We start from the raw sequence: 26,107 nt of genomic DNA on the forward strand, positions 1-26,107 counted from the left end.
ACTGTGGGAGGCGGAGACATGAAGCGCAGAAACGACGACAGAAAAGACCAGCTCATCGCCCAGCAGCTGGACGTGATCCGCACCATGACGGAGAACAATCTCAGCCACATGGGCGGCGACTTCTGGGGAACGCCCGCCGCGCCGTCACCGGAGACGATGGCCCCCAAGGCACCGGACAAAGCCCCGGCTCCGGAGAAGCCGGAGAAACAGTCCGCCGTCCCGACGGACGATGCCGCCAGAGAAGCCGCGGCGGAGATCCCACCGGAGAAGATTGAGGATCTCCAGGCGGAACTGGACGGCTACATCGGCCTGGGCGCCGTGAAGCAGGAGGTCAGAAATCTTATCAATCTGGTGACGGTGTACCGTCTCCGGAAGGAGAACGGCCTGCCTACCACGGACCTGAGCCTCCATATGGTGTTCTCCGGCAATCCCGGCACCGGCAAGACCACCGTGGCCCGGCTGATGGCCCGGATCTACCACTCTCTGGGCATCCTGTCCAAGGGACAGCTGGTGGAGGTGGACCGGTCCGGTCTGGTGGCGGGCTACGTAGGGCAGACGGCCATCAAGACCCGGAAAGTCATCGACTCCGCCTTGGGGGGCGTGCTGTTCATCGACGAGGCCTACGCCCTCAATGGCCGGTCGGAGAACGACTTCGGCCAGGAGGCCATCGACACCATTCTGAAGGCCATGGAGGACCACCGGGACGATCTGGTGGTCATCGTGGCCGGATACGACGGCCTGATGGACGACTTCATCCACTCCAATCCCGGTCTGGAGTCCCGGTTCAACCGCTTCCTCCACTTCGACGACTACACCCCGGAGGAGCTGCTCCAAATCTTCGAGAGACAGTGCGAAAAGGGCTGCTACACCCTGGCGGAGGACGCCCGGGAGACGGTGAAGGACGCGCTGGAGGAGGCCAGCGCCGACGCCGTCTCCTTCGGCAACGCACGGGGCGTCCGGAATCTGTTTGAAAAGATCCTGACAGCCCAGGCCAACCGCCTGGCGGCCATGGAGACCGTGGGCCGGGAGGACCTGATGCGGCTGACATCCGCCGATGTGCTGGCAGCCTGCAAAAAGACGCCGGAGGCCTGACCAGCGTCTGAGATCATAGAAAGGACCGAATTGTTTGAAACGACAGAGACGAGAAAAACATACGCCGAAGTATCAGATGGGGCTTGCCCTGTCCCTGACGGCGGTGGTGCTGCTTACTGGTTTCTATACCCTGCTGTGCCTGTGGATCCAGCCCAACAGCTTTATGCGGGTGGGATGGATCTTCCTGCACCAGCCGCTGCTGATCATCCTGAACTGTGTGCCCATCGGGGCGCTGATGCTGGCCTTCACCTTCCTGTTCCGCAACGTGTTCGCCTCCGCATGTCTGGTGGGGACCGGCTGCGCTGTGCTGTCCATGGCCAACCGCATCAAGCTGGTGGTCCGGGATGAGCCGGTGTTCCCCCGGGACTTCGCCCTGCTGAAGGAGGTCTTCTCCGCCACCAAGGACTACAGCATCCAGTGGCCCTGGGGCGTCATCGCGGTGATCATCCTGACGGCGGCGGCCACGCTGGCGCTGTCCCGGTTCATTGGCTGCAAGCCCTTCCCGGTGGAGAAGCTGCGGACGGTCTGGGCGCGGCTCCTGGGCTTTATTGCCCCCATCGCCATTCTGGCGGGGCTGATCCTCACCGTCTACGCCTCCGACGATCTGTACAACTCCTTCTCCGTCAGCAACCGGGAGTACATCCCGGTGATGTTCAACGAGCTGGGCTTCCCCTACTGCTTCTGCCACCACTTCACCAAGTACGGCGTGGACAAGCCGGAGGGCTACTCCCGTGCCGAGGCGGAGAGCTGGGAGACCGGGGATGTCGCGGGTCTGGGGAAGGACGTCAATGTCATCATGGTGATGAACGAGGCCTTCTCGGACATTACGGATTTCGATGCCTTTACCTACAGCGAGGAAAATGACCCGCTGAAAAATCTCCACGATATCCAGGCGGACCCCAATTGTCTCTCCGGCCATGTGGTGGTGCCCGGCTTCGCCGGCGGCACTGCCGCCACGGAATTTGACGTGCTGACGGGCATTCAGGGAGCCACCCTGTCCCCCGGCACCATCTCCCCCTTCCGGGCGGTAAACCGGAATCTGGACAGCCTGTTCCGGGTCTTCGGGAGTGACGGCTATCAGACGTCCTTCCTGCACCCGGGCTACGCCTGGTTCTACAACCGGGAGAACGTCTACCGCTGGTTCGGCGCCCAGGAGATTTTGTTTGCCGACCAGATGGAGAATGTGGAGTACAAGGGCACCGGCACCTGGGTCTCCGACGAGTATCTGACCGGCCTCATTCAGGAGAAATTCGAGGCCGCTGCGGCCAACGGCGCGCCTTACTTCAACTACACGACCACCATCCAGAACCACATGTCCTATACCGCCGACAAGTACGGCGCGGACTACGGGTTCCCGCCGGTGGAGACCTCCGCCGAACTGTCTGAGGAGGCGGAGACGCTGCTGAAGGTGTATATCGAGGGCGTCCGGGACGCCGACCAAATGCTGGGCGACCTGCGGGACTACTTTGCCCGGCGTGAGGAGCCGGTGATCCTGGTGTACTTCGGCGATCACCTGCCCTATCTGGGGGACGGCCGTCTGGCCTACAACGAACTGGGCATGGATATGCAGCCCGATGGCGGCGACATCTCCCGGTTCATCGCCACCTACGAGACGCCCTATGTGATCTGGGCCAACGACGCGGCGGCGGAGCAGCTGGACTGGGAGAACGCCGTGTCCGCTCTGGACCTGCCGGAGGACGGTTCCATCAGCGCCTGCTATCTGGGCGCCACGGTGCTGGAACTGACGGGCCGGGGCGCGTCCAGCCCCTGGTTCTCTTACCTGACGGAGGCCCGCCGGGAGCTGCCCATCCTCCACAAGACGGTCTGCCAGCAGGGCGACGGCACACTGTGCAAGCAGACGGAGCTGTCGGAGGACCAGCAGGCCCTCATCGCCAAAATGCGCCGGTGGAGCTACTACAAGATGAAGTACAAGGACGTGGGCTGAGTTGCGGGAGAAGACGAGAAAACTGGCCCTGTGCGGGATGCTGTGCGCCCTGGCGGCGGTGTTTCTGCTGCTGGGGAGCGTGATCCCGGTGGCGCTGTACTGCTGTCCCATCCTGGCCATGACGGCGCTGCTGCCGGTGCGGGAGGAGTTCGGAATGAAACTGGCCCTCACCGCCTACGCCGCTGTCGCCATCCTGGGGCTGCTGCTGGCGGCGGACCGGGAGTTGGCGGGGGTCTGGCTGTTCTGGGGCTGGTATCCCGCGGTCCAGCCCACCCTGGACCGCATCCGGCCCCGGGCCTTGCAGTACGGGGCGAAGCTGGGGCTTTGCACGGCCTCCATGGCGGCGCTCTACGCCCTGCTGATCTTCCTCTTTCAGATGGAAGCGCTGGCGCAGGAGTTCCGGACCACCTCCGTTGCCCTGATGGCCGCCACGGTGGTACTGATGGAGTTGGTGTTCCTGCTGACGGACGCCATGCTCCACCGGCTCAGCGCCCTCTGGAGGAACCGGCTCCGCCGCCGCTGGCTGCGGTGAATACGGATATAAAAAACGGACGCATGCCATTGCGGCATACGTCCGTTTTTTCAATAATCGGGATTACTCGCCCAGGGCATGGCCCAGCAGCTCCGCCGGGGTGTCCGCCAGGAAGCGGGGATGCTCGCCCGCCAGCTCCTCCCGGGACCGGAAGCCCCAGGTGACGCCGCAGGCAGTCAGACCGGCGTTGTGGGCGGTCTGCATATCCACGTCGCTGTCGCCCACGTACAGGGTGGAGGCGGCGTCGGCACCCAGCTTTTCCAGAATGCGCTTCACACCGGTGGGATCGGGCTTCACCGGCACACCGGAAACCTTGCCCAGCACCAGATCGAAGACGCCGGGGAAGTAGTGCCGCACGATGACCTGGCTGAACTCGTCGGCCTTGTTGGAGTAGACGGCCATCCGGACGCCCTGTTCCTTCAGAGATGCCAGCAGCTCCGGAATGCCGTCATAGGGGACGGTCCTGTCCATATTGTGCTTGCCGTAATACTCGGAGAACTGGGACAGCGTGGACATCAGCAGCAGCGGGCTGCGGAATTCCGCCGGAGAGAACTGGGACACCAGATTGGGGATGCCGTGGCCTACCATCAGCTTGAACTCCTCCACCGTGTGGGTGGGCCAGCCGTTGCGCTGGCAGACATAGTTACCGGCGGCGGTCAGATCGTCGATGGTGTTGAGCAGCGTCCCGTCCAGGTCAAAAATCACGGTCTGAAACATGAACATACCCCTTTACATAGTATCAGCAGATCCTGCGGTCTTACACATAATCCGATGATATTTTATCAGTCCGGACAATGTTCCACAAGCGGCAGACAGGACAAAAGGGGGCCGGTTTTCCCCGCCGGACTTGTCAAAAAAGCCTGATTTTCCTGGAAATCCCATGAAAACTGCCGCCGGAGAGACACTCTCCGGCGGCATGTTCGTTCAAAGCGGACAGGGTACAAAGCCCTGTCGGGTCAGTACGACACTCTCCCGGAAGCCCGCCTCCCGAGCCAACGTCCCGGCGGCATCGTATCCATAGACGATGCCGTCCGCCGTATGGGCGTCAGCAGTGAGGATGACGCGCCCGCCCATCTCCCGCCATTCCTTCAGCAGAAACAGGGCGGGATAGGGCACCGTCCGGTAGCCCCGGGCCATGGCGCCGGTGTTGATCTCCAGCACCGTGGCATCGGGGTCCGCCCGGTGGAGGGCATCCAGCGCGGCGGACCGGTAACGGGGATCGTCCTCGTCAAACAGGGCACCGCCCTCGTTGAATTTGGTGATCAGGTCCACATGACCCAGAATCGTGGGCCGCCGGGCGGCGATAGCGCCGACTTCTGCGTAGTACCCCCGAATCATGGCCCACAGGTCCCTGCCGAACATCTCATCCCGGCAGGCCAGCAGATTTTCCACGTCCCAGTCCATGGCATGGTACCCCCCGGTGCGGGGGTCCCGGAGGTTGTGGACGGAGCCAATCCAGTAATCCAGCCACGGCGGCGGAGCGTCCAAGGACTGACTGTCCCACTCGATGCCCAGCAGCACCTCCATCCGCCCGGCATAGGTCCCCCGAAGGCTCAGCACCGCCTGACGGTACGCCGTCAGGTCCTCCGACAGGACGTTGCCCGCGTCGTAGGGAATGGGCGTGGGGCTGTGGCTGGAGACACCGAAATACCGCACACCGGCGGCAAAGGCCGCCTCCGCCATCTCCGCCAGGGTGCTTTTGCCGTCGCAGAGGACGGAGTGGGTGTGGACGGAGCAGCAGGCGGGGGTCATTGCATCCGCTCCTGCTTCACCTTGTGGTCCACCACGTGGCGCTTCTCCAGCTCCCGGGTGATGTCCTCCACGGAGATGCCCATCTGCACCATCAGCACCATGACGTGATAGGTCAGGTCGGCGATCTCGAAGATGGTCTCCTCCTTGTCCTCCTTGCGTCCGGCGATGATGACCTCGGTACACTCCTCGCCCACCTTTTTCAGGATCTTGTCCAGGCCCTTGTCAAAGAGGTAGGTGGTGTAGCTGCCCTCCTTGGGGGTGGTCTTCCGGCCCTGGATCAGCCGGTACAGCCCCTCATAACTGAACTTTTTCAGCTCGTCGGACAGATACAGCTCGTTGAAGAAGCAGCTCTCCGCGCCGGTGTGACAGGCGGGACCGTCCTTCACCACCTCCACCACCAGGGCGTCGCCGTCGCAGTCCGCGGTGATGGACACCACGTGCTGCACGTTGCCGGAGGTGTCGCCCTTGCGCCACAGCTCCTGACGGCTGCGGCTCCAGAAGCAGGTCCGCCGCTCATCGATGGTGGTGGCCAGGCTCTCCCGGTTCATATAGGCCAGGGTCAGGACCTCCTTGGTGTAGTGGTCCTGGACGATGGCGGGGATCAGTCCCTTTTCGTCAAATTTCAGTTCCATGGGTCTTGCTCTCCTTTTTCATCTCCGGGACACACAGCCCGCCCCGGTTTTTATATGTCATACCCGCATCTCCACGCCCTGGGCCCGGAGATACCGCTTCAGATCCTGGATATCCACCTGCTTCGTGTGGAAAATGGAGGCTGCCAGTCCCGCGTCGATGCCGGGATGGCGGAACAGCTCCGCAAAGTCCTCCTTCTTGCCCGCGCCGCCGCTGGCGATGATGGGGACGCTGACCTTGGATGCCAGGGTGTCCAGCATCTCCAGGTCAAAGCCCTGCTTTACGCCGTCGGTGTCGATGGAGTTCAGCACGATCTCCCCCGCGCCGCTGGCCACGCCCTTCACCGCCCAGTCCATGGCGTCGATGCCGGTGTCCTCCCGGCCGCCCTTGGCGAACAGGCGGAACTGACCGTCCACCCGCTTCACGTCCATGCTGAGGACTACGCACTGGTCGCCGTACTTCCGGGCCGCCACGCCGATGAGGGAGGGGTCCCGGATGGCACCAGAGTTGACGCTGACCTTGTCGGCACCGCACTTCAGCACCCGGTCGAAATCGTCCACAGTGTTGATACCGCCGCCCACCGTCAGGGGAATGAAGATCTCACTGGCCACCCGGCGGAGGACGTCGGTGAACAGGGTGCGGCCCTCGGCGGAGGCGGTGATGTCGTAGAACACCAGCTCGTCGGCGCCGGAGGTGTTGTAGAAATGGGCCATCTCTACCGGGTCCGCCATGTCCCGCAGACCCTCGAAGTTGACGCCCTTGACCACCCGTCCGTTCCGTACGTCCAGACAGGGGATGATGCGCTTTGCCAGCATTGTCCTCGCCTCGCTTTTTAGTCTTGAAATTCCGCCAGCACCGTCTTCAGGTCCAGCCGTCCGGTGTACAGGGCCTTGCCCAGAATGGCGGCCCTGGTGCCCATATCCCGCAGGGCCCGCAGCTCCTCCAGGGAACTGACGCCGCCGGAGGCGGTGATGTCCAGACCGCTGATGTCCGCCAGCTCCCGGTAGACCTCCAGATTGGTGCCCTGCTCGGCGCCGTCCCGGCTGATGTCGGTGTAGATGACGGTGCGGACCCCGGCGTCCCGCAGTCGGCGGCAGAAGTCCACGCCCCGCTCCCGGGACAGCTCCTTCCAGCCGTTGACGGCCACGTACCCGTCCCGGGCGTCCACACCCACGGCGATCCGGCCGCCGTACTTTTGGGCCATGCGCTCCGTGAAGGCGAAGTCCTTCACGGCGATGGTGCCCAGGATGCACCGGCCCACCCCTAGGTCCAGATACTGGCGGATGCGGTCCTCGGTGCGGATGCCGCCGCCCACCTCGATGTACAGTCCGCCCTGGCGGGCGATGGCGGCGATGGAGTCAAAGTTGGCGGTGGTGCCGTCTCTGGCACCGTCCAGGTCCACCAGATGGAGGTATTTGGCGCCGGCTTCCAGGAATGTCCGGGCGGCGGCACAGGGGTTCTGGCCGTAGACGGTCATCTGGTCGTAGTCCCCCTGATACAGGCGGACCACCTGTCCGCCGGACAGGTCGATGGCGGGAAAAATCTGCATGATGTTCGCTCCTTTACGGCGGAATGATGGTCACAGGTGTACCTTGCAGGACAGCTCCTCCGTGTCCAGACGGATGACGCACACGGAGGCCAGCATCTGGGGGGTGAAGGCCCAGGGCCGGTCCCCGGCCATGTGGGCCATCAGGAGCCGGAGGGCCGTCTCCTTCTCGGCGGGGTCCTCCACGATGGAGACTTTTCCGCCGCCGATGACGCTCTGGAAGGCGGCGGAGTAGTCGCAGGCGGTGTCACCCTCGTGAATCTGATAGCCGGTGTCCAGCTCGAATCCGGCCCAGCCGGTCTGGCGGATCAGGTCCAGCTTCCGGCCCTCTCGGGCGCTGTGGAAATAGAAGGTGTAGCCGCCGTCCTCTCGATGGAAGAAGCCAAAGTTCAGGGGGACGATGTAGGGCTTTCCGCCGTCGCAGAAGCCCAGACGGCAGCAGTGGCAGGCGGAGATGATCTCCTCAATGCGCTGGGGGTCCGTCACTTCCCGGTCTTTTCTTCTCATAGCAGACTTCTCCTTTTCATGCGTCACAGCTCCGAAAACGCCTTCAGCAGCCGCAGTCCCGCGTCGCCGGACTTCTCCGGGTGGAACTGGGTGCCGTAGACGTTCCCGTTCCGCACCGCACCGGTGACGGCCACATTGCCGTACTGAGAGGTGCCCAGAATGCTGTCGGCGCAGTTCCGGGCGTAGAAGCTGTGGACGTAATAGACGTACTCGCCGTCCTTGAAATATTGAAACAGGGGATCGTCCCGGACGATCTGCAGGCTGTTCCAGCCCATGTGGGGGACCTTCAGGGTCTTGTCTGTCAGATCGTCGCGGAGGTCCGCCACCTCGCCGGGGATCAGGCCCAGGCCGGCGTGTTCGCCGTACTCGAAGCTGCGGTCGAACAGCAGCTGCATCCCCAGGCAGATGCCCAGCAGGGGCTTGCGCTGCGCCTCCTCCTGGATGACGGGGACAAGGCCCGTGTCGTCCAGCTTCCGGCGGGCGTCGCCGAAGGCGCCCACGCCGGGGAGGATGATGCGGTCCGCCGCCCGGAGCCGGGCAGGGGCCCGGGTGATCTCCGCCTCCAGGCCCAGGGCCTTCAGACTGGAGGACAGGGAGAACAGATTCCCCACGCCGTAATCCACAATGGCGATCATAGCAGCTCCTCCTTTACAGGGTCCCCTTGGTGCTGGGGATGTCGTTCAGATGCCTGGGGTCCATGGCCACGGCCATCTTCAGCGCACGGCCCGCGCCCTTGAAGGCGGCCTCCAGAATGTGGTGGGTGTTCTCTCCCGCCAGTTGCCGGAAGTGGAGGGAGCAGGGGCAGTTCCGGACGAAGCCCAGCCAGAACTCCTTGGCCAGCTCCGTGTCGAAGTCGCCCACCTTCTGGGCGGGCAGCTCCACTGCCCACCCAAGATAGTCCCGACCGGACAGATCCACGGCGCACAGCACCAGCGTCTCGTCCATGGGCAGCAGGAACTGGCCGTACCGGACGATGCCCCGCTTGTCGCCCAGGGCGGCGGTGAAGGCCTGGCCCAGGGCGATGCCGATGTCCTCCACGGTGTGGTGGTAGTCCACCTCCGTGTCGCCGTGACAGGTGACAGTGAGATCGAAATCCCCGTGGCGGGCCAGCAGGGTCAGCATATGATTCAGAAAGCCGCAGCCGGTGTCGATGGCGCTCTTTCCGGTGCCGTCCAGGTCCAGAGACAGGACGATCCGGGTCTCGGCGGTGTCCCGCCGGATCTCCGCGTTCCGCATGGTCATACCTCCTCCAGCAGACGGGTGATCTCATCCACCAGATCTACCATCTGCTCCAGGGACCCGATGGTGATGCGGCAGTAGTCCGTGATGCGCTCCGGCGCGTCGAAGTGGCGCACCAGAATGCCGTTCTCCTTCAGCTTCCGGTACAGCTCGCCGCCGGGGATCTTGTCCGATTTGGCAAAGATGAAGTTGGCCTCCGAGGGCAGAACAGTGAAGCCTAGGGCCGTCAGCTCCCGCACCGTCCACGCCCGGTTCTTCTGAATGGCGGCGGTACACTGCTGAAAGTAGGGCTCGTCCTCCATGGCCGCCGCGCCGGCCACGATGCTGAGCCGGTTGACGTTGTAGGGGTTGAAGCTGTACTTCACCCGGTTGATGTCGGCGATGAGGTCCGGGCTGCCCAGGGCAAAGCCGATGCGCCCGCCGGCCAGGGAGCGGCTCTTGGACATGGTCTGGATGATCAGCAGATTGTCATACCGGAACAGCAGGGGGACGCAGCTCTCGCCGCCGAAGTCCACGTAGGCCTCGTCCACCACTACGACCCGGTCCGGGTTGGCCTCCAGCAGCCGCTGGATCTCCGTCCGGGGCAGGGCGATGCCGGTGAGGGCGTTGGGATTGGCCAGGAAGATGGTGCCGGGATAGTCCATGTAGTCGTCCACGGCGATGGTGAAGTCCTCCCGCAGGGGGATGACCGTGGCGTCCAGCCCGTAGTACTGGGCCCAGACCTGATAGAAGCCGTAGGTGATGTCCGGGAAGGCGCAGCCCTTGCCGGTGCCGCAGAAGGCCCGGAAGGCAAAGCTCAGCAGCTCGTCGGAGCCGTTGCCCACCGCCACCTGCTCCGTCCGCAACTCATACCGTTTCGCCACGGCGTCGCACAGCCGGGCGCAGGTGGGATCGGAGTATAGGTTCAGTTTCAGCATCTCCGCCCGGGACAGGGCCTTCAGGACCTTGGGGGAGGGGGGAAAGGGGCTCTCGTTGGTGTTCAGCTTGTTATAGGGGATATTCTGGGGCTGCTCGCCGGGGGTATAGGGATCCAGGGCGGCAGACTCCGGGGATAAAAAACGGCTCATGGCGCGTACCTCACTTTCCTTGTGTTTCCGTCCGGATGGTGACGCTGCGGGCGTGGGCGTGGAGGCCCTCCCGCTCCGCAAAATCCGCCACCCGGGGCGCGGCTTTTTGCAAAGCCTCCTCACTGTAGTAGAGAAAGCTGGACTTCTTCACGAAATCATCCACGCTGAGGGGACTGGAGAACCGGGCGGTGCCGGAGGTGGGCAGGGTGTGGTTGGGACCGGCAAAGTAGTCCCCCAGGGCCTCCGACGCCCGGCGGCCCAGGAAAATGCTGCCGGCGTTCTTCACCTTGCCCAGCAGGGTGAAGGGTTCGTCCATGCACAGCTCCAGATGCTCCGGCGCGATGATGTTGACAGCCTCCACCGCCTTGTCCAGATCATCGGTGACGATGATGCGGCCGTTGGTGTCGATGGACTGGCGGGCCACATCCTCCCGGGGAAGCTGGGCCAACTGGACCTCCAGCTCCGCCTGAACGGTCTCGGCCAGGGGACGGCTGTCCGTCACCAGCACGGCGGAGGACAGCACATCGTGTTCCGCCTGAGACAGCAGGTCCGCTGCCACCCACCGGGGGTCGGACTTGCCGTCCGCCACCACTAAAATCTCGCTGGGACCCGCGATCATGTCGATGGCCACGGTGCCGAAGACCTTCCGTTTGGCCGTGGCCACGAAGACGCCGCCGGGCCCCACGATCTTGTCCACCCTGGGCACGGTCTCCGTGCCGTAGGCCAGGGCGGCCACCGCCTGGGCTCCGCCCATTTTGAACACCCGGGTCACGCCCGCCAGACGGGCCGCCGCCAGGGCTTCGGCGCTGATGGCGCCGTCCTTGTCCGGCGGCGTCACCATGATGATGTCCGTCACCCCGGCGATGCTGGCGGGGATGGCGTTCATCAGAACAGAGGAGGGGAAGGTGACGGGGCTGCCGGGGATGCAGATGCCCACCTTCTCGATGGGGGTGTACCGCTGGCCCATCAGCACGCCGTCAGGCCGGGTGAGGACGAAGTTGTCGTGGACCTGCTTTTCATGGAAGGCCCGGATGTTGTCCGCAGCCTGCCGAAGCGTCTCCAGAAAGTCCGGGTCCACGGAATCCACCGCCGCGTCCCACTCGTCCGGCGTGACCTCCAGACGGTCCAGCGCCGCGCCGTTGAACTTCTCCGCGTACCGCCGCAGCGCGGCGTCGCCATTCTGCCGCACGTCCGCCAGAATGGCGTCCACGGCGGCGCTGACGTCCTCCTCCGTCCGAATGTCCCGGTTCAGAATATCCTGGGGACGGAGGGCGTTGAAATCCAGAATGCGGATCATTTTCCGATCACCTCCGCCAGCTTGCCCAGGAGGGTGTCGATTTCCCGGCGCTTGAACTGATAGCTGCCCCGGTTGGCAATGAGCCGGGCGGAGATGGGCATGAACTCCGTCACGACCTTCAAATCGTTCTCCCGCAGGGTGGTGCCGGTCTCCACAATGTCCACGATGACGTCGCTGAGTCCCAGAATGGGAGCCAGCTCAATGGAGCCGTTGAGATGGATGATGTCGATGTCCCGGCCCTGGGCGGCGTAGTAGCCCTTGGCAATGTTGGTGAACTTGGTGGCCACCCGCAGAGTGCGGCCGGGATCGTCCTCAAAGTCCTTGGGTCCGGCCACGCACATCCGGCACTTGCCCAGACCCGTGTCCAGCAGCTCGTACACGTCGGCGCCGGACTCCGCCAGAATGTCCTTTCCCACGATGCCGATGTCCGCCGCGCCGTGTTCCACGTAGATGGCCACGTCGCTGGGCTTCACCAGGAAGTAGCGGATGCCCGCCTCCCGGTTCTCCACCACCAGCTTCCGGGTGTCGGCGTAGTTCTCGGGACAGCCGTAGCCCACGCCCGCCAGCAGATTGTACACCTTGTCGCCCAGACGGCCCTTGGGCAGCGCCACGTTCAGCATCACCTTCTCCGCCGGGGCGCCGGATTCCACCGGAGCCGCCGGGGCGCTGAGGCGCTCCATCTCGTCCAGATACACGCCGAAGCCGATGGCCCGGGCGCCGGGGGTAAACTGCTCCAGCAGGGGGTCGTACCGTCCGCCCCGCAGCACGGGACGGGGCAGCCCCGCCAGATAGCCCTGGATCACCAGACCATTGTAGTAGGCAATGTCGTTCACCAGGGACAGGTCCAGGGTCAGAGCGTTCGCCTTGCCCTTGGCCTCCAGCGCCTCGCAGACGGCCCGCAGCTCCGTCAGTGCATCTCCCATGGCAGCATTCAGGGCCAGAGGCTCCGCCGCAGCCAGCACCGTCCGCCACTCGCCGGACAGGCTTGTCAGCCGCCGCAGGGCGTCGATGCCCTGGCGGGACAGCCCCGCCTTTCCGGCGATCTCCTGCAAATCGTGGGCGTTCTTGTCCCGGACGCACACCAGCAGCTGGGGCCGGATGGCGGCGGGGGCCCCCACCGCATCCAGCAGACCGGTGACGAAGCCCATGTGGCTCAGCTCCAGGGCGTGGTCCGCGCCCATGGCCGCCAGGGTGTCCGCCGCCAGGGACACCACCTGCTCCACGGCGTCCTGGTCCACGGTGCCCACGCACTCCACGCCCATCTGGCTGATCTCCTGGAAGGTGTGGCTCTCCAGATTGGGCCGGTAGACGTTTTCGGAATAGTAGTACCGCAGGCACTCCGCCGGACCCGGCTGGGCGTTCTTGGCGATGGACAGCGTCACGTCCGGCTTCAAAGCCAGCAGACGGCCGTCCAGGTCCGTGAAGGTGATGACCTGCTCGCTGGAGAGAAACCGCCGGTTCTCCTGATACAGGCCGTATTCCTCGAACCGGCCCATGTGGTATTTGCGGTAGCCCGCGCCCTCGTACAAAAACCGCAGCCGCAGGGCGGCCTGCTCCTGAGGCTTGAGAATATTCAGATCAAGTTCCATTGGAAACCCCTCGCTTGACAATAGAGATGACAAAACTGCACGGTTGTTCCTATGCATAGAATACTTCAATTTAATAACAAAGTAAAGTGATAGTTCGATATCAAATAAAAATCTCTGGATTGCACAAAAACAGCCCGATATTCCGCGGCTTTTATCGGGATTTTACCACAGCCCCCGGAAAAAGGCAACGGCGAGGATGCCTTTGGACATCCACGCCGTTCAAGGATCATATGTTTTCAAGCCACCAGCACTACCATATAGGCGGCGTACAGGACCAGCATCAGCACACCCTGCCAGCGGTAAAATCGTCCCTTCAGCAGCGGCGGCAGGACGGACACCAGACACAGCAGCAGGCACACCGGCAGGTCCAGGGCGGTGGTCTGGGCGGCGATGGAGAGGGTGCCGCCGGAGAGCATGGAGCAGACGGGCAGAATCAGCGTCAGGTCGATGACGTTGGCGCCGATGATGTTGCCCACGGACATGGACGCCTCTTTCTTGATGATGGCCGTCACGGTGGTCACCAGCTCCGGCAGGGAGGTGCCCACCGCCACCAGCGTGACGCCGATGATGCTGGAGGGCACACCCAGCAGCAGCGCCAGCTCGCTGCCGTAGGTGATGAGGAGTTGGGAACCGCTGACGATGGCGGCGATGCCGATGGCGAACAGGAACAGCTTCAGGGCCATCTGCCGCCGGGAGACCCGGTGCTTTCCGTGGTGTTCCTGGTGATCGGCCATGCTGGTGCGGGCGTCCTGGATGTTGTTCCACAGATACAGGGCGAAGATGACGAACAGCAGCAGGCTGGGGGCCACAGGCAGTACACCGCCCCGGCACAGTACCAGCAGCAGTCCCGCCGCCAGCGCCATAAGGACGGCCTTGAGATTGAACTGCTTCTTGCTGACCACGGCGGGAATGCAGACGATGGAGATGCCCAGGATCAGGCCCAGATTGGCGGTGACGGAGCCCACGGCGTTGCCCACCGCCAGATCCACCTCGCCCTTCATAACGCCGGTGGCGGACACCGTCAACTCCGGCAGGGTGGTGGCCAGGGACACCACGGTGGCGCCGATGATGAACCGGGGCACGCCGGTGGTCTCGGCGATCCAGACGGCGCCGTCCAGGAACCAATCGCCGCCCTTGACGATCAGCACCAGTCCCAGCAAAAACAGAAGGACTGTCCAAAAAATGTCCATACGTATCCTGTCCTCTCAAAAAAGTACGGCGGGACTTTATTGTATGCAGGGGACCACCAACTATACGGTGCCGTTCCTGCGTACAATAAAGTCTCGCCGCTGTTCGACGCGCTCCGGACGGCTGTTCGCCGCCGTGATGACGAAGACGCATCACGCACCGGACGTGGCCGGCGCGCAGGCTACTCCCTTTATGTTTCCAATTTTCGGGGAAAATGCCGTAATCTGCAATGTGTAAGGTATTTTAAGTGCTTTCAAAGAGTTTGTCAAGAGAAACTTTTCAGAGGGTGGAAGGCGATGTCCTTCTCCAGAACCCGAAGGCCCTCCGGCGTCACCTCGCCGGTGGGATGGAAGCCGTACTCCCCGCAAAAGAGCAGGGCGTCCCCGTCGTCTCCGGACACGGCGGCGCACAGGGCCTCCCGGCCCAGCGGGCGGTAGTGGGCCACCGCCTGGCCCAGCAGTTGGACGCCGTAGCCGTGCTTCCGGCGGCCCGCCGCGATATGGCACAGGGTGATCCAGCCACGCTTCCTCTCCGCCTCCCGCGGTTCGTCCAGCTGGAGCGCGCCCACCACGGCACCGTCCAGTTCTCCTAGAAACACCGGACGGCTGGCATTGTCCCGGATCAGCGGCTCCGGATCCAGACCGTTTTCCCCGGCAAAGGCCCGGAGACGGTCAGCTTGTCCGGCGTCGGACAGAGCAGTGAAAATGAGACCCGGATCCAGAGGGCGGGGGCCGCCCCGCTTCCGGGTCAGATCGCCGGTCAGATGGGAGGCGTCGTCCCGGAACACCACTCGCCAGCCGTCACCGTCGGATTCCACCAGGGACACCGCCGTGTTGGTGCCAAGGGGCGTCTCGCCCACCTGGGCGATGGAGTAGCCCTGGATGGTGGCCAGCAGAATGCGGATGGCGCAGCCGTGGGAGAACAGCGCCACGGTCTTGCCGTCGTTGGCCGCCGTGATCTCCCGCAGGGCGGACAGCATCCGGTCCCGGACCTGCTCCGCCGTTTCCGCGCCTTCGGCGGACCACAGGTCCAGACGGGTGTTGAACAGCACCATCTCCTGCGGCCACCGCTGGGCGATCTCGCCCCAGGTCTTTTGCTCCCACTCGCCCACGCAGATCTCCCGCAGGGCGGGCATCCGGTGAAGGGGCAGCCGCCGGGGGATGTACAGCGCCCCCGCCGTCACGCAGGTGCGGTAGAGGTCGCTGCTGTACACAGCGTCGATCCGGACGCCCTCAAACCGTTTTTCCAGGGCTGCGATCTGCCGCATGCCCCGGTCCGTCACCAGGCTGTCGTACTGCCCCTGGGCGATGCGGTACAGATTGCCCTCCGCCTCGGCATGGCGGATGAGATAGATCCTCGTCATAAAAGCATCTCCAATATTGTTTTGATTTTATGACTCTATTATATAGAGCACAGCGCTGTTTGGCAAACCAAATTCCTCCTTGTTTTTTTCCGGCGTTTCCGTCAATACTACCGTCAGGCCGATAAAGGAGTGACTGAAGATGAAAAAAGGAACCGGATTTTGGTTCGGAATGGGCGCCGGCGTGATGGCCGGCATGACCGTGGGCATGATAGTGACCAGAGGACAGCGGCCCATGAAGACCCAGGTGGGAAAACGGATCCAAAAAATGGGTGTCGCCGTGGACCACACGCTGGACAACCTCATGTCCGACCTGCACTGAGGGTGCGGAAAGCCGCAGGGGGCCAAAAGGCCTCCGGCGGCTTTTCCATGCGGCAGAATTTCTTACATACTCTCCCGCAGAGTGAGATACTTCCGCAGGGAGGTGATCTGGGGCAGATAGCGCAGCAGCAGTCCACCCAGCACATAGCAGGCGATGGCCTCGCCGATGCCCACGGTGACGGCGTTGTAGACGAAGGCGGCCCAGAAGGCGCCGGAGAAGCCCGTCTCGTAGAAGGCGATAAGGCCGCCCACCAGCACCATGTTGCAGATCACCGGCGGCAGGGGCGCCAGCCACTTGCGGCGGGTGTGCTGGGTCCACAGCGCCGCCAGCAGCGTGGCCAGGGAGCCGAAGATGACGTCCAGCGCGCCGTAGGGGCTCAGCAGATTGGCCGCCAGACATCCAATGAACAGTCCCGGCGTGGCGGCGGGGAGGAAGAAGGGCAGGACGCACAGCGCCTCGGAGAACCGGCACTGGATGGGGCCGTAGGCCACGCCGAAGATGGAAGCGAAGTAGGACATCACCGCGTACAGTGCGGCGATGACGCCGGCCAGCGCCAGTTGCTGGACGGTGAAACGGGATTTGGACATGAAAAAAGACCTCCTTCTGAAAATTCGGAGGCCCTGTGACGCACAGCAAAAGAGCACGGGAAAAGGCCCGCGCAGCCTCCATTTTTTGTTTAGAGAACGGCAAATGTCCATTTTGCCGAACGAACGCCGCGCAGCGGCGCTTGGACAGGGTGTGGAAACCTGTCGGGAAGCAGTTTAACACAGGCGGCGGGGAAAGTAAAGAGGGAATCGCGCAAAACGCGATTCCCTCTGAAAGGACATTTCCCCGTTAATCCGCCGGGGAGACGTAGAGCAGGCCTCCGCCGGACGCCTTGCCGTCGGACGGCTCCGTCACCGTGGCGGCAATGTCCAGCCGCTCCAGCTCCGCCAGAAAGTCATGGAGCTGCGTCTCTGTCAGCCGGTAGACGGCGGGGGGGCCCGCCTCTGTCAGAACGAAGCGCTCCAGCAGGCTGCCGAGGGCCTTCCGCTGCTCTGCGTTCAGCGTCACGGAGACAGACCGGCCGCTGCTGCTCTCCGCGCTGGCCGCTGCAAAGGTGCCGCCGGCTGCGGCGGGGGCAACGGTCTCCGCGCCCGCGGTGGGAGCGGCGCCGTCTGCTGTGTCCTCCGTTGGAGCGCCGCTGTCCGAAGTCTCCGCACTGCCGGCAGACTGGGAAGCGGTGTAGAAGACGTTCTTCTCCGTGGCCGCGGCGCGCTCTTCCACCCCCACTTCCGGTTCTCCGGCGGCGGGAGCGGCCTCCTGGGCGTCCAGGGCGGACTCCTGCGCCGCTCCGGCGTAGACTGCCGGACTTTCGGCCTCCGCGTCGGCGGGGGGCGCAGCCGTCGCTGCCGCGGTGTCCATGGCGGCGCTGGGGGAGGCGGCGGACCCGCTGGAAGCGCCGCCCAGGGGGATGCCCCGGACCAGCACGGCCACGGCGAAGCAGGCTGCCAGCGGCAGCAGGATCTTTTTCCAGCCCCTGCGCCGGGCAGGCGTCTGGGAAGGTTCAGTTTCAGGCTCAGTCCGTGGCGGCACCGTCTCCCGGGGGGCGGCGCCGGAGCTGATGGCCGTCATGACCACGGCGGCGAAGTCCTCCGGGACCTCTGTGTCGTTCTCGTCGGGAAAGGCGTCCCGGATGGCCAGGGCGGCGTCCACATAGGACCGGCAGCCGCCGCAGGTCTTCAAATGCTCCCGGACGCGGGCGCTGTCGTCAGGGGACAGCTCGCCGTCCACAAAGGCGTCCAGAAGGGCGCCGTATTCCGCACAGTATTTCATTGGCTGCCCTCCTTTCCTGTCTCTTTAGACGGCCGGGGCGGTGAAAAGTTCCCGGTCTCCAGCAGAAATTTTCGGAGCAGCTTCCGTCCCCGGCTGATGCGGGACTTCACCGTGCCCAGATCGACGTCCACCGTTTGGGCGATCTCGTCGTAGGCCAGCTGGTGCAGCTCCCGGAGGATCAGCACCGCCCGGTAGTCCGGCGGCAGGGACTGAAGCCCCTTCTCGATGGCCTCCCGCAGCTCCCGGCGCTCCGCCGCCTCCTGGGGGCTCTCCATGGGCGAGGGGACGTCGATGTTGACCTCCTCGTCGTCCAGGGAGGGACCGGCGGCGGAGGTCCGGCGCTGTTCCCGGCGCAGCAGATCCATGCAGGCGTTGCTGGTGAGACGGTACAGCCATGTGGAGAAGCTGGCGTCCCCCCGGAAGAAGGGCAGGCCCTGCCACGCCGCCAGAAACGCCTCCTGGGCCGCTTCACGGGCGTCCTCCGGATCGCCGCACAGACGGCTGGTGAGGGCGAAAACTTTTTTCTCATACAGATGGACCAGAGCTTCAAAGGCGTCCTGGCTGCCGCCTCTGGCGGCGTCGATCCAGGCCCGCTCCTGTTCCGGGGATACGCTGGGCGGTGATTTCATAACGACCTCCCGTTTCTTATGTCAGGTCCCGCTGGATGCCCCTGGTGACGGCGTAGACGTCCTCCAGGGTGTTCATCTTCACGATCTGTTCCTTGTAGTATCCGGCGTGGGGCACGCCCTTGAGATACCAGCAGTACTGCTTCCGGGCCTCCAGCACCGCCACCCGCTCGCCGTGCTGTTGGACCGCCAGCTCGATCTGCCGGACGGCGGTATCGCACCGCTCCTTCAGCGGCGGCAGCGGCGGCACGGGACGGCCCTCCAGCACGGCCTTCGCCTGCTGGAACAGCCACGGATTGCCGAAGCAGCCCCGTCCGATCATGGCCATGTCGGCCTTGGTGTGCTGCAAAATGCGGGCGGCGTCCTCCGGGCGGAAGATGTCCCCGTTGGCGATGACCGGCACATGGACCGCCTCCTTCACCGCCCGGATGCAGTTCCAGTCGGCGGCGCCGCCGTACATCTGGGCCCGGGTGCGGCCGTGGACCGCCACGGCGGAGACCCCTGCCTGCTCCAACATCTGTGCGAACTCCACACAGTTGCAGTGCCCCATGTCCCAGCCCCGGCGGAACTTGGCCGTCACCGGCACGGGACAGGCCTTTACCACCGCCTCCACGATGCGAGCGGCCTTTTCCGGGGCCTTCATCAGGGCGGAGCCGTCGCCGTTGTTGACGATCTTCCCCATGGGACAGCCCATGTTGATGTCCAGCACGTCGGCGCCGGACAGCTCCACGGCGATCTGAGACGCCTCCGCCATGCACACCGGGTCGCTGCCGAAGATCTGGACGGCGAAGGGATGCTCGCCGGGGAAGGGCATCAGCAGCGTCCGGGTCTTCTTATCCTGATACACCAGGGCCTTGGAGGAGATCAGCTCGGTATAGGTATAACCCGCCCCCAGCTCGGAGCAGATCTGCCGAAAGGCGGCGTCGGTGACTCCGGCCATGGGGGCCAGGGCCAGCTTGGAGTCGATGGTGACGGAACCGATTTGCATGGAGAAGACCTCAGCTTTTCACAGAATTACGATTAGTTTACCACAGGCGGCAAAAAAAGAAAAGGGGATTGACTTTTGAAGTGCTTTTAACTAATATATAGATATTCGATATATGGGGAGACGATATAATATGGTGGACAAGAGCCTGCTGGCAGGCAGCACGGGGATGCTGCTGCTGAAGCTGCTGGAAGGGGAGGACCTGTACGGCTACGAGATGATCGAGGAGCTGCGCCGCCGGTCCGACCACACCTTTGACCTGAAGGCGGGGACGCTGTATCCCCTGCTCCACGGGCTGGAGGAAAAGGGGCTGGTGACTTCCTGGGTGGAGGAGAGCCAGGGCGGACGGCCCCGGAAATACTATCACCTGACGGATGCGGGACGGGATGCCCTGGCGGAGAAGGAGACGGAGTGGCGGACCTTCTCCGGCGCGGTGGACCGGGTGCTGAGGGGAGGGACCTGCCTTGCCTGACAAGCTGACGGACTATCTGGAACAGGTCCTGGCCCATGTCCGCTGGAGACGGGCCCGTCCCGCCCTGCGGGAGGAACTGCGGGAGCATCTGCTGGAGCAGCTGGAGGACTGCCGGGCGGCGGGGATGACGGAGGAGGACGCCGCGGCGGAGACCGTCCGGCAGATGGGGGACCCGGCGGAGACCGGCGCGGCCCTGGACGGCCTGCACCGGCCCGCACCCCAGTGGGGACTGCTGGCCCTGACCGTGGCCCTGGCCCTCGCCGGAGGCTTCCTGCGGGTGTGGCTGACGGCGGGCTGGCGCTGGGACGGGAGCGATCCCCTCCGGACGGCGGGGGCCCTGTGCCTGGGGACAGTCTGCCTGCTGGCAGCGTATTTTGGGGATTATACTACCCTCTGCCGTCACGGAAGGGCGGTGTACATCGGCATCCTTCTGCTGTCCGCCTGCTCGCTGGCGCTGTCGCCTAATGTGAATGGCGCGTCCTATTACACCCGGTATCTGGTGGAGTTCTATCCCCTGACATACGCCCTGTGGCTCTGTGCCTGGCGGGGGATGGGCTGGACGGGACTGGCGGCGTCCCTGCTGGGCGGCGTGCCGCTGACGGCTCTGGCCCTGATGGCCCCCACCGTCTGGGGCGGCGTGCGGCTGATGGCAGTAGGCCTTCTCCTGCTGTGCATGGCCGTCTGTCATGACTGGTACGGGGTGGCGAAAAAACAGGCTTTGACACTGGTCTGCGGCACGGCGATGCTCCTGGTCTTTGCCGTGGCGGGACTTGTCTGGATGGGGTTTGGCCGGAGCCGCCTGCTGATGGCGCTCCACCCGGAGCTGGACCCGATGGGCAGCGGCTATCAGGCCATGATGGTCCGGCGGGCGTTGGCCGGGGCCCGATGGCTGGGCGAGGGGACCATGGGCCCCGTCTACAGCGGCTATCCCTATGAACAGATCGTGCCGGAGGGGGGAAGGAGCTTCCTGCTCACCACCGCGATCCACAAGCTGGGCTGGCTGCCCTTCCTGCTGCTGATGGCCGCCACAGCCCTGCTGGTAGTCTGGCTGCTCCGCCGGGGTATGCGGCTGAAGGACCCCATGGGCCGCGCCATGGTTCTGGCGGTGGCGGCGTCCGTGGGGCTGGAGGCGGCTATGGCGGCGGCGACGAATCTGGGATTTGTGCTGTGGTCCGCCACATTTCCGCTGCTGGTGGGAAATCTCAACACGATGGTGCATATGGCGCTCATCGGCGCGGCACTGTCGCCGCTGCGGGAGGCCCATCTCCCGGCGTGGCAGCATGGCCCGGCTTTCACGCCTGCCGGGGCGGAAACAGTGAGCGCGGAATAAAACACAGGAGGCCCGGCCATTGGCCGGACCTCCTGTCATACATGTATCCCCTATGTCTGCGGGATATCGTACACCACGCCGCCTACGGAGATGCTGTCCAGCTCCTCCAGGGGGATAATTTCCTCCATCACGCTGCCCTTGGTGCAGACAGTGACGCCGTTCTCCGGTTTGATACTGCCGCCGGAGGAGGACAGGTCGATGACTGTACCGTCGGTTTTGGTCAGCAGGATCTCCACATTCTCCAGATACCGCTCCACCTGGCGGGCGTCCGCCGGGTCCTCCCGGCCACTGGGGGCGTTGCTCCACTGAACTTCACTGTCCACGATATAGGATACCTGCACCGCCACAGGGGAGACGGTGATCTCGTCAATGGTGAAGGTCATGCTGCCCTGTTCAAAGGTTTCACCGCCGCCCAGGGTGACGGAGGAATCTTCGTAGTCCATGCGGAACCGGAATTTCCAGTGTCCCTCCGCCACAGGGACAGCCTCGCCGCTGACGTCATCCCAGCGGAACAGGTCCTCAAACTCCGCGGCGGCTGTGCTGCCGGTCATCGGCCGGTCAGAGGAGAGGGCCTCCACCAGCTGTACGGCGGCGGGATCGGCGGGGTCTGTCAGGAACCAGGCGCTGCCGTGGCTTCCGCCCGGGGTGTTCACCGTCACGCCGCCGAAGCCGCCCATCAGCAGATTCCGGGCGTCAACGCCCTCCGGCAGCAGGGTCGTGCCGTCGTCCCGGCGGATGGTGAAGACGACGCAGGCGTTGTACTTGTCGCCGATGATGGCGTCGGCGGTGATAGTGACGCCGTTGTCCGTATCGGACGCGCCGACGGGCCGTCCGATCTTGTTGATGACCTCCGTCTGGGCCACGGAGCCGCCGAAGATGGGGGCGAAGATCTCCGACACAGTGCCCAGCCCTCCGGCGGCTCCGGCACCTACCATCAGCGCCATGGCCGCCGCCGCGGCCAGAACGACGATCCGCCGGACAGGATGGCGCCGCCGGGGGACGGCCTGTTTCACCGCGGCGGAGACCCGCTCCGCCAGCAGGGATTTCTGTTCTTCCGTAAAATGCAGGGCGTCCAGGTCCTGCCGGTATTCAAACTGTCTGCTGTCCATATTCCGTTCCTCCCAATTCCAGTTTCAGCCGCTCCCGGCCACGGGCCAGCCGGGTGTGGACGGTGGCGGTGGGGATGCCCAGGATCTGCCCAATCTCTGCCGCTTGGTAGCCCTCATAGTAATAGAGGTAGATCACCGCCCGGTACCGGGGCGGAAGGGCGTTCACCGCCGCCAGGACGGTTCCGTCCTCCGCCTCCGGGGCGGGGACCTCCAGAGACTCGTCCAGACCGCAGGTGCGCTTCCGCCAGGCACTTTTCAGCAGGTCCTTGCAGGCGTTGGCGGTGACCCGAAGGACCCAGGCCCGCTCATGGTCGGGGCTTTCAAAGGTCCGGGGCTCCGTCAGCAGCTTCACCAGCACGTCCTGACAGATGTCCTGGGCGTCGTGGGTGTTTTTCAGATAGGTATAGCTCAGACGGAGGATGGTGTCGGCATACCGGTTCACCAACTCCCGGGCTCGCTCATTTTCGTACAAAATCATCAGCTCCTTCGAGAGCCATGGCCGAAGGAGAGGGGCCGGGCCATGTTCGGCGCCTCCCGCTCTGTCGCTCTCATAAGGGATACGAATGGGGAACGAAAAATCTTTCGAAAGAATAGAAAAAATCCGCCGTTTTTGCAAACGGCGGATGGCGCGCGGTTCCTCAGCGGCAGCTTACTCCGTGACGATGAGGGCGATGAGCTCCAGGGACTCCTGGGACTGGTTCTCCAGGCTGTGGCCCTCACCGTAGCCGGTGGCGGCGACATCGCCGGCGTGGAGGATGACCTCCTTGCCGTTGTCGCTGAACAGGGCCTCGCCCTTGAGGATGTAGTAGAACTCCGTCTCGTGCTCATGGGTGTGATAGCCGATGGAGCAGCCGGGATTCAGCGTGATGTGCTTGAACAGCCGGACGTGGTTGTACATCTGCTCCGGCGTGGCCAGTTCCTTCAGCTTGGTGAGACCCTTGCCGCCCTGGACGCAGACCTCATTGATGGGACAGTTTTCAGACAGTGTATACATGACCTTCTCGCTCCTTTTCCGCCCGGCCTTGTGCCGGACCGGGACAGGTGATAAAATAATGCCTGCCGGACAGCCCTCCGGAAAAGGACGGCGCTGTCCCGGCATGGAAAACCGCACCCTTATTTTAGCAGAAGATACCGGACCTGTCCACCGCCAATGGCGTTTTTGAGAGAAAAGAGGAGTTCTATGAACAAACGCACCCTCGCCGCAGTCCTCGTCCTGACGCTGTGCCTGCTGTCCGCCTGCGGACGGCGGAAGACGCCGGAACCGGCTGTGTCTTCCTCACAGGAGGAGACGATCCTGAAACTGGACACCCTGGCGGTGGAGCTGCCCAGGGATCTGGACACCGCCGCCGCCCGGAAGGCCATGGCGGCCCTGCCGGAGCTGCTGGCGCCGGAGGGGGTGGAGGTAGAGGAACTGTCCGTCACCTTCGGAACCTCCCACGCCGCCACCATTCAGGCTCTGGAGGACGGCGGCGTGGATCTGGCGTTCCTGCCGGCATCGGACTTCGTCCGTCTCAGCCGGGACGCCGTGCCTGTTCTGGGGGAGTCCCTCCGGGTGGAGATCTGCGCCGGACCGTCGGACTACGGCGCACAGCTGGCCAAGCAGGCGGAGCGACGGGACCTCACCTGGACGGAGCTGGACCGGGCACGGTGGGGCGTGCTGGCGGAGGACTCCGATGGGGGATACCGGTGCCTGGAGCTGTGGCTGGAGGACCGGTACGAGGGAGACGGCGTGGCGGATCTGTCCGACGTCACCATTTACGATGATTGGGAGACGCTGCTGTGGGCCGCGTCAGAGGAGGAGATCGACCTGTTTCCCCTGCCGGAGGAGATGGCGGCGGATGGACAGAGCATCGGGGAGACGGAGCCGCTGTTCACCTGGGTGGCGGCGGTGACGCCGGAGCGGACGGAACTGCAAACGGCGCGATTCCGGACCGCCCTGGCATCGGCGTTGGAGAATGCTTTCGACAGTCCGGAGACGGCGCGGGCGGCAATCGGCGCGGCGGACTACGCCCCCATGGAGCCGTCGGATCTGGACGGCCTGCGGCGTCTGGAATTTGGGAACTGAACAGAGACACGCCCGCCGGGGGACCGGCGGGCGTGTTGTTTTCATGTGCGGCCTTCTTCCGGAATAGAAGGATCGATATGGGGGATCATTCCATCTGCCCCAGCATGTCCCGCAGGATGCGGGCGGTCATGCCCCAGATGACATGCTCCTCATAGCGCCACACCGGCACCTCCACCTCACCGGCACCCCAGTGATAGTCCGGCCCGATGCCGATGGCATCGTAGGGGAAATCCGGCGGGATGTTGGGGGTCAAGCCGTAGCGGTACAGGGACGGTTCCGTGTCCCGGAAGAAGTCCGCGGGCACGGTGAAGACCTCTGCCACCTCGGCGGGGGAGGGGGACAGGGCGGCCATCCCGGCGGGGGACACCAGTCCCACCACCGGCTGGAGGAGAAAGCCCCGCTGGTGGAGCAGATAGTCCGTCATCCCCAGCACGCGGATCTCCTCCCGGGGAATGGACAGCTCCTCCCGGGTCTCCCGCAGGGCGCAGTCCAAGGCGGATTCGTCCTGTTCCGCCCGTCCGCCGGGGAAACAGACCTCGCCGCCCTGCCGCAGTCCGGCGGCCCGGACCTCGAACAGAAGACGCAGTCCGTCCGGCGCTTCCACCAGGGGGATGAGCACCGCAAACCGGCGGCGGACCCCCATGGGACCCGGCACGTGGCCGCCCCAACGGGCGGCGAACTCCGCCGCCGTCACAGCAGGAACTTCAGCGCCGCCTGCTGGTTGGTGATCTCCACCCGCTGGGCGCTGGGGGCGTATTCGCCGTCCAGAGACCAGGGCAGGTCCTCCCCCGGCTCTACGGTGACGGAGGAGACATGGCGGAAGATGAGACCCTCGGAGTCGTACTGCTGGTTCAGCAGAGCCAGAATCAGGTTCTGCAGATCCATAGCCGTCTTGGGGGAGGGGATCAGCAGCATCTCGAACTTGCCGTCGTCCAGTACCACCCGCTCGGGGTTCAGCTTCATCAGTCCGCCGATGGAAGTGGAATTGCACACGGCACCGAACAGATACTCTCCGTCCAGCACCTCTCCGTCCGCCGTCAGACGGACTTTGTAGGGCCGGAGGGTGTTCAGATCTTTCATGCCCTCCAGAATATAGGCGAAGTGCCCCAAGGCGTTCTTGGCGGCCTGGGGGGCGGCATAGGAGCTGCGGGTGAAGGCACCGAAGGACGCCACGTACACGAAGTACCGTTCATTCCAGTGGCCGATGTCCAGCATCTGGAGACGCTGTTCCATGACGGCCTGGGCGGCCTTCACGGGGTTGGAGGACAGATGGAGGCTGGCGGCGAAGTCGTTGGTGCTGCCACGGGGGAGATAGCCCAGCAGGGGGCGCTTGTCCAGCTGCATCAATCCGGCAATGGTCTCGTTGAGAGTACCGTCGCCGCCGGAGGAGACGATGATGTCATACCGCTTTCCCTCGCTGAGGACGGTCCGGGTGGCGTCGCCCGGGGCGGTGGTGAGGTGGACCTTCACCAGATAACCGGCATCGGAGAAGATGGAGACCGCGTCAAACAGGGGACTGCGGGACTGTTTTTTCCCGGAGGTGGGATTCACGATAAAAAGAAGCTTTTTCGACATGATAAAACTCCCTAAAAATTTCCGAAAAAATGTTAAAATAGTGTTAAATAGGCTTCGCCTGTAG

The 26,107-nt window shown here is 64.2% G+C and carries 29 protein-coding genes; 7 read left to right on the plus strand and 22 right to left on the minus strand.

The window, feature by feature from the left end; all coding sequences use genetic code 11:
• Positions 1 to 18: 18 nt before the first annotated feature.
• From ACTNBU_RS03730 to ACTNBU_RS03740, 3 genes are read left to right on the plus strand one after another with little or no spacing between them, the layout of a single operon-like run.
• Positions 19 to 1,092 (plus strand): AAA family ATPase, encoded by a 1,074-nt coding sequence (locus tag ACTNBU_RS03730; RefSeq protein WP_441030879.1) that lies wholly within the window; start codon positions 19 to 21, stop codon positions 1,090 to 1,092.
• A 34-nt stretch (positions 1,093 to 1,126) separates the two neighbouring features.
• Positions 1,127 to 3,037: a sulfatase-like hydrolase/transferase gene (locus ACTNBU_RS03735; protein ID WP_441030882.1), complete on the plus strand. Its 1,911-nt coding sequence runs from the start codon at positions 1,127 to 1,129 to the stop codon at positions 3,035 to 3,037.
• Between the two features lies 1 nt (position 3,038).
• The gene (locus ACTNBU_RS03740; RefSeq protein WP_441030885.1) at positions 3,039 to 3,569 is read left to right on the plus strand and encodes a hypothetical protein; all 531 of its coding nucleotides are present in this window, start codon (positions 3,039 to 3,041) and stop codon (positions 3,567 to 3,569) included.
• Between the two features lie 63 nt (positions 3,570 to 3,632).
• Here ACTNBU_RS03740 and ACTNBU_RS03745 read toward each other — a convergent pair whose 3' ends face one another.
• From ACTNBU_RS03745 to ACTNBU_RS03805, 13 genes are all read right to left on the minus strand, one after another.
• Positions 3,633 to 4,286 carry an HAD family hydrolase gene (locus ACTNBU_RS03745; protein ID WP_441030888.1) on the minus strand — a complete coding sequence of 218 codons (654 nt, stop codon included), beginning with the start codon at positions 4,284 to 4,286 and terminating at the stop codon, positions 3,633 to 3,635.
• A gap of 207 nt (positions 4,287 to 4,493) precedes the next feature.
• On the minus strand, positions 4,494 to 5,321 hold the full coding sequence (locus ACTNBU_RS03750) for a histidinol-phosphatase HisJ family protein (protein WP_441030891.1): 828 nt from the start codon (positions 5,319 to 5,321) through the stop codon (positions 4,494 to 4,496).
• Complete coding sequence (gene hisIE, locus ACTNBU_RS03755) at positions 5,318 to 5,953, minus strand: bifunctional phosphoribosyl-AMP cyclohydrolase/phosphoribosyl-ATP diphosphatase HisIE (protein ID WP_441030894.1); 636 nt, start codon at positions 5,951 to 5,953, stop codon at positions 5,318 to 5,320. The genes ACTNBU_RS03750 and hisIE overlap by 4 nt, the downstream gene beginning before the upstream one ends.
• A 57-nt stretch (positions 5,954 to 6,010) precedes the next feature.
• Positions 6,011 to 6,766, minus strand: a complete 756-nt coding sequence (hisF, locus tag ACTNBU_RS03760; RefSeq protein ID WP_441030897.1) for an imidazole glycerol phosphate synthase subunit HisF — start codon at positions 6,764 to 6,766, stop codon at positions 6,011 to 6,013.
• Positions 6,767 to 6,783: 17 nt separating this feature from the next.
• The gene (gene hisA / locus ACTNBU_RS03765; RefSeq protein WP_441030899.1) at positions 6,784 to 7,500 is read right to left on the minus strand and encodes a 1-(5-phosphoribosyl)-5-[(5-phosphoribosylamino)methylideneamino]imidazole-4-carboxamide isomerase; all 717 of its coding nucleotides are present in this window, start codon (positions 7,498 to 7,500) and stop codon (positions 6,784 to 6,786) included.
• A 30-nt stretch (positions 7,501 to 7,530) separates the two neighbouring features.
• Positions 7,531 to 8,004, minus strand: coding sequence for a pyridoxamine 5'-phosphate oxidase family protein (locus tag ACTNBU_RS03770; RefSeq protein ID WP_441030902.1), 474 nt, complete (start codon positions 8,002 to 8,004; stop codon positions 7,531 to 7,533).
• Positions 8,005 to 8,027: 23 nt separating this feature from the next.
• Positions 8,028 to 8,639, minus strand: a complete 612-nt coding sequence (gene hisH, locus ACTNBU_RS03775) for an imidazole glycerol phosphate synthase subunit HisH (protein WP_441030905.1) — start codon at positions 8,637 to 8,639, stop codon at positions 8,028 to 8,030.
• A gap of 13 nt (positions 8,640 to 8,652) precedes the next feature.
• A complete protein-coding gene (gene hisB, locus ACTNBU_RS03780) occupies positions 8,653 to 9,240 on the minus strand; it encodes an imidazoleglycerol-phosphate dehydratase HisB (protein ID WP_441030908.1) in 588 nt (195 codons plus the stop codon).
• A gap of 2 nt (positions 9,241 to 9,242) precedes the next feature.
• Entirely contained in the window at positions 9,243 to 10,310 is a 1,068-nt protein-coding gene (gene hisC, locus ACTNBU_RS03785) for a histidinol-phosphate transaminase (protein ID WP_441030911.1), read from the minus strand.
• A gap of 10 nt (positions 10,311 to 10,320) precedes the next feature.
• Positions 10,321 to 11,607: a histidinol dehydrogenase gene (gene hisD, locus ACTNBU_RS03790; protein ID WP_441030914.1), complete on the minus strand. Its 1,287-nt coding sequence runs from the start codon at positions 11,605 to 11,607 to the stop codon at positions 10,321 to 10,323.
• A complete protein-coding gene (gene hisG / locus ACTNBU_RS03795; protein WP_441030917.1) occupies positions 11,604 to 13,196 on the minus strand; it encodes an ATP phosphoribosyltransferase in 1,593 nt (530 codons plus the stop codon). The genes hisD and hisG overlap by 4 nt, the downstream gene beginning before the upstream one ends.
• A gap of 236 nt (positions 13,197 to 13,432) precedes the next feature.
• Positions 13,433 to 14,386, minus strand: coding sequence for a calcium/sodium antiporter (locus ACTNBU_RS03800; RefSeq protein ID WP_441030920.1), 954 nt, complete (start codon positions 14,384 to 14,386; stop codon positions 13,433 to 13,435).
• Positions 14,387 to 14,649: 263 nt separating this feature from the next.
• Positions 14,650 to 15,747, minus strand: coding sequence for a GNAT family N-acetyltransferase (locus tag ACTNBU_RS03805; protein WP_441030923.1), 1,098 nt, complete (start codon positions 15,745 to 15,747; stop codon positions 14,650 to 14,652).
• Positions 15,748 to 15,886: 139 nt separating this feature from the next.
• Here ACTNBU_RS03805 and ACTNBU_RS03810 point away from each other — a divergent pair, with 139 nt between their 5' ends.
• Complete coding sequence (locus tag ACTNBU_RS03810; protein WP_441030926.1) at positions 15,887 to 16,066, plus strand: hypothetical protein; 180 nt, start codon at positions 15,887 to 15,889, stop codon at positions 16,064 to 16,066.
• Between the two features lie 62 nt (positions 16,067 to 16,128).
• Here the strand turns inward: ACTNBU_RS03810 and ACTNBU_RS03815 are convergent, their stop codons facing one another.
• From ACTNBU_RS03815 to dusB, 4 genes are all read right to left on the minus strand, one after another.
• The gene (locus ACTNBU_RS03815; protein ID WP_441030929.1) at positions 16,129 to 16,653 is read right to left on the minus strand and encodes a QueT transporter family protein; all 525 of its coding nucleotides are present in this window, start codon (positions 16,651 to 16,653) and stop codon (positions 16,129 to 16,131) included.
• Between the two features lie 247 nt (positions 16,654 to 16,900).
• Positions 16,901 to 17,881 carry an anti-sigma factor family protein gene (locus tag ACTNBU_RS03820; RefSeq protein ID WP_441030931.1) on the minus strand — a complete coding sequence of 327 codons (981 nt, stop codon included), beginning with the start codon at positions 17,879 to 17,881 and terminating at the stop codon, positions 16,901 to 16,903.
• Entirely contained in the window at positions 17,878 to 18,510 is a 633-nt protein-coding gene (locus ACTNBU_RS03825; RefSeq protein WP_441030934.1) for an RNA polymerase sigma factor, read from the minus strand. Before ACTNBU_RS03825 ends, ACTNBU_RS03820 begins: the two co-directional genes overlap by 4 nt.
• 16 nt (positions 18,511 to 18,526) lie before the next feature.
• Complete coding sequence (gene dusB, locus ACTNBU_RS03830) at positions 18,527 to 19,495, minus strand: tRNA dihydrouridine synthase DusB (protein ID WP_441030937.1); 969 nt, start codon at positions 19,493 to 19,495, stop codon at positions 18,527 to 18,529.
• Between the two features lie 130 nt (positions 19,496 to 19,625).
• Between dusB and ACTNBU_RS03835 the strand changes: the two genes are divergently transcribed.
• Complete coding sequence (locus tag ACTNBU_RS03835) at positions 19,626 to 19,964, plus strand: PadR family transcriptional regulator (protein WP_441030940.1); 339 nt, start codon at positions 19,626 to 19,628, stop codon at positions 19,962 to 19,964.
• Positions 19,957 to 21,294, plus strand: coding sequence for a permease prefix domain 1-containing protein (locus ACTNBU_RS03840; protein WP_441030943.1), 1,338 nt, complete (start codon positions 19,957 to 19,959; stop codon positions 21,292 to 21,294). Before ACTNBU_RS03835 ends, ACTNBU_RS03840 begins: the two co-directional genes overlap by 8 nt.
• A 50-nt stretch (positions 21,295 to 21,344) precedes the next feature.
• On the opposite strand, the gene ACTNBU_RS03845 is transcribed toward ACTNBU_RS03840, so the two are convergent.
• The 3 genes from ACTNBU_RS03845 to ACTNBU_RS03855 all read right to left on the minus strand — a co-directional run bounded on the left by ACTNBU_RS03845 (position 21,345) and on the right by ACTNBU_RS03855 (position 23,397).
• Complete coding sequence (locus tag ACTNBU_RS03845) at positions 21,345 to 22,403, minus strand: DUF4179 domain-containing protein (protein WP_441030946.1); 1,059 nt, start codon at positions 22,401 to 22,403, stop codon at positions 21,345 to 21,347.
• On the minus strand, positions 22,384 to 22,881 hold the full coding sequence (locus ACTNBU_RS03850; protein WP_441030949.1) for an RNA polymerase sigma factor: 498 nt from the start codon (positions 22,879 to 22,881) through the stop codon (positions 22,384 to 22,386). The genes ACTNBU_RS03845 and ACTNBU_RS03850 overlap by 20 nt, the downstream gene beginning before the upstream one ends.
• Before the next feature lie 171 nt (positions 22,882 to 23,052).
• On the minus strand, positions 23,053 to 23,397 hold the full coding sequence (locus ACTNBU_RS03855) for a cupin domain-containing protein (protein WP_441030952.1): 345 nt from the start codon (positions 23,395 to 23,397) through the stop codon (positions 23,053 to 23,055).
• A 186-nt stretch (positions 23,398 to 23,583) separates the two neighbouring features.
• On the opposite strand from ACTNBU_RS03855, the gene ACTNBU_RS03860 reads away from it, so the two are divergent.
• The gene (locus ACTNBU_RS03860) at positions 23,584 to 24,468 is read left to right on the plus strand and encodes a hypothetical protein (RefSeq protein WP_441030955.1); all 885 of its coding nucleotides are present in this window, start codon (positions 23,584 to 23,586) and stop codon (positions 24,466 to 24,468) included.
• An 85-nt stretch (positions 24,469 to 24,553) separates the two neighbouring features.
• Here the strand turns inward: ACTNBU_RS03860 and ACTNBU_RS03865 are convergent, their stop codons facing one another.
• Together ACTNBU_RS03865 and ACTNBU_RS03870 are read right to left on the minus strand one after the other, a co-directional pair.
• The gene (locus ACTNBU_RS03865) at positions 24,554 to 25,162 is read right to left on the minus strand and encodes an NUDIX hydrolase (RefSeq protein ID WP_441030958.1); all 609 of its coding nucleotides are present in this window, start codon (positions 25,160 to 25,162) and stop codon (positions 24,554 to 24,556) included.
• Positions 25,159 to 26,043, minus strand: coding sequence for a diacylglycerol/lipid kinase family protein (locus ACTNBU_RS03870; RefSeq protein ID WP_441030961.1), 885 nt, complete (start codon positions 26,041 to 26,043; stop codon positions 25,159 to 25,161). Before ACTNBU_RS03870 ends, ACTNBU_RS03865 begins: the two co-directional genes overlap by 4 nt.
• Between the last annotated feature and the right edge of the window lie 64 nt (positions 26,044 to 26,107).

The sequence above is a fragment of the Dysosmobacter sp. HCP28S3_G4 genome (genome assembly GCF_052065175.1).
GTDB lineage: Bacteria > Bacillota > Clostridia > Oscillospirales > Oscillospiraceae > Oscillibacter.

Bases quoted from the DNA above. Each gene is read 5' to 3' on its own strand.
- ACTNBU_RS03730 (WP_441030879.1), top strand. From the start codon at position 19: ATGAAGCGCAGAAACGACGACAGAAAAGACCAGCTCATCGCCCAGCAG.
- ACTNBU_RS03745 (WP_441030888.1), bottom strand. From the start codon at position 4,286: ATGTTTCAGACCGTGATTTTTGACCTGGACGGGACGCTGCTCAACACC.
- ACTNBU_RS03750 (WP_441030891.1), bottom strand. From the start codon at position 5,321: ATGACCCCCGCCTGCTGCTCCGTCCACACCCACTCCGTCCTCTGCGAC.
- hisIE (WP_441030894.1), bottom strand. From the start codon at position 5,953: ATGGAACTGAAATTTGACGAAAAGGGACTGATCCCCGCCATCGTCCAG.
- hisF (WP_441030897.1), bottom strand. From the start codon at position 6,766: ATGCTGGCAAAGCGCATCATCCCCTGTCTGGACGTACGGAACGGACGG.
- hisA (WP_441030899.1), bottom strand. From the start codon at position 7,500: ATGCAGATTTTTCCCGCCATCGACCTGTCCGGCGGACAGGTGGTCCGC.
- ACTNBU_RS03770 (WP_441030902.1), bottom strand. From the start codon at position 8,004: ATGAGAAGAAAAGACCGGGAAGTGACGGACCCCCAGCGCATTGAGGAG.
- hisH (WP_441030905.1), bottom strand. From the start codon at position 8,639: ATGATCGCCATTGTGGATTACGGCGTGGGGAATCTGTTCTCCCTGTCC.
- hisB (WP_441030908.1), bottom strand. From the start codon at position 9,240: ATGCGGAACGCGGAGATCCGGCGGGACACCGCCGAGACCCGGATCGTC.
- hisC (WP_441030911.1), bottom strand. From the start codon at position 10,310: ATGAGCCGTTTTTTATCCCCGGAGTCTGCCGCCCTGGATCCCTATACC.
- hisD (WP_441030914.1), bottom strand. From the start codon at position 11,607: ATGATCCGCATTCTGGATTTCAACGCCCTCCGTCCCCAGGATATTCTG.
- hisG (WP_441030917.1), bottom strand. From the start codon at position 13,196: ATGGAACTTGATCTGAATATTCTCAAGCCTCAGGAGCAGGCCGCCCTG.
- ACTNBU_RS03800 (WP_441030920.1), bottom strand. From the start codon at position 14,386: ATGGACATTTTTTGGACAGTCCTTCTGTTTTTGCTGGGACTGGTGCTG.
- ACTNBU_RS03805 (WP_441030923.1), bottom strand. From the start codon at position 15,747: ATGACGAGGATCTATCTCATCCGCCATGCCGAGGCGGAGGGCAATCTG.
- ACTNBU_RS03810 (WP_441030926.1), top strand. From the start codon at position 15,887: ATGAAAAAAGGAACCGGATTTTGGTTCGGAATGGGCGCCGGCGTGATG.
- ACTNBU_RS03815 (WP_441030929.1), bottom strand. From the start codon at position 16,653: ATGTCCAAATCCCGTTTCACCGTCCAGCAACTGGCGCTGGCCGGCGTC.
- ACTNBU_RS03820 (WP_441030931.1), bottom strand. From the start codon at position 17,881: ATGAAATACTGTGCGGAATACGGCGCCCTTCTGGACGCCTTTGTGGAC.
- ACTNBU_RS03825 (WP_441030934.1), bottom strand. From the start codon at position 18,510: ATGAAATCACCGCCCAGCGTATCCCCGGAACAGGAGCGGGCCTGGATC.
- dusB (WP_441030937.1), bottom strand. From the start codon at position 19,495: ATGCAAATCGGTTCCGTCACCATCGACTCCAAGCTGGCCCTGGCCCCC.
- ACTNBU_RS03835 (WP_441030940.1), top strand. From the start codon at position 19,626: ATGGTGGACAAGAGCCTGCTGGCAGGCAGCACGGGGATGCTGCTGCTG.
- ACTNBU_RS03845 (WP_441030946.1), bottom strand. From the start codon at position 22,403: ATGGACAGCAGACAGTTTGAATACCGGCAGGACCTGGACGCCCTGCAT.
- ACTNBU_RS03850 (WP_441030949.1), bottom strand. From the start codon at position 22,881: ATGATTTTGTACGAAAATGAGCGAGCCCGGGAGTTGGTGAACCGGTAT.
- ACTNBU_RS03855 (WP_441030952.1), bottom strand. From the start codon at position 23,397: ATGTATACACTGTCTGAAAACTGTCCCATCAATGAGGTCTGCGTCCAG.
- ACTNBU_RS03860 (WP_441030955.1), top strand. From the start codon at position 23,584: ATGAACAAACGCACCCTCGCCGCAGTCCTCGTCCTGACGCTGTGCCTG.
- ACTNBU_RS03870 (WP_441030961.1), bottom strand. From the start codon at position 26,043: ATGTCGAAAAAGCTTCTTTTTATCGTGAATCCCACCTCCGGGAAAAAA.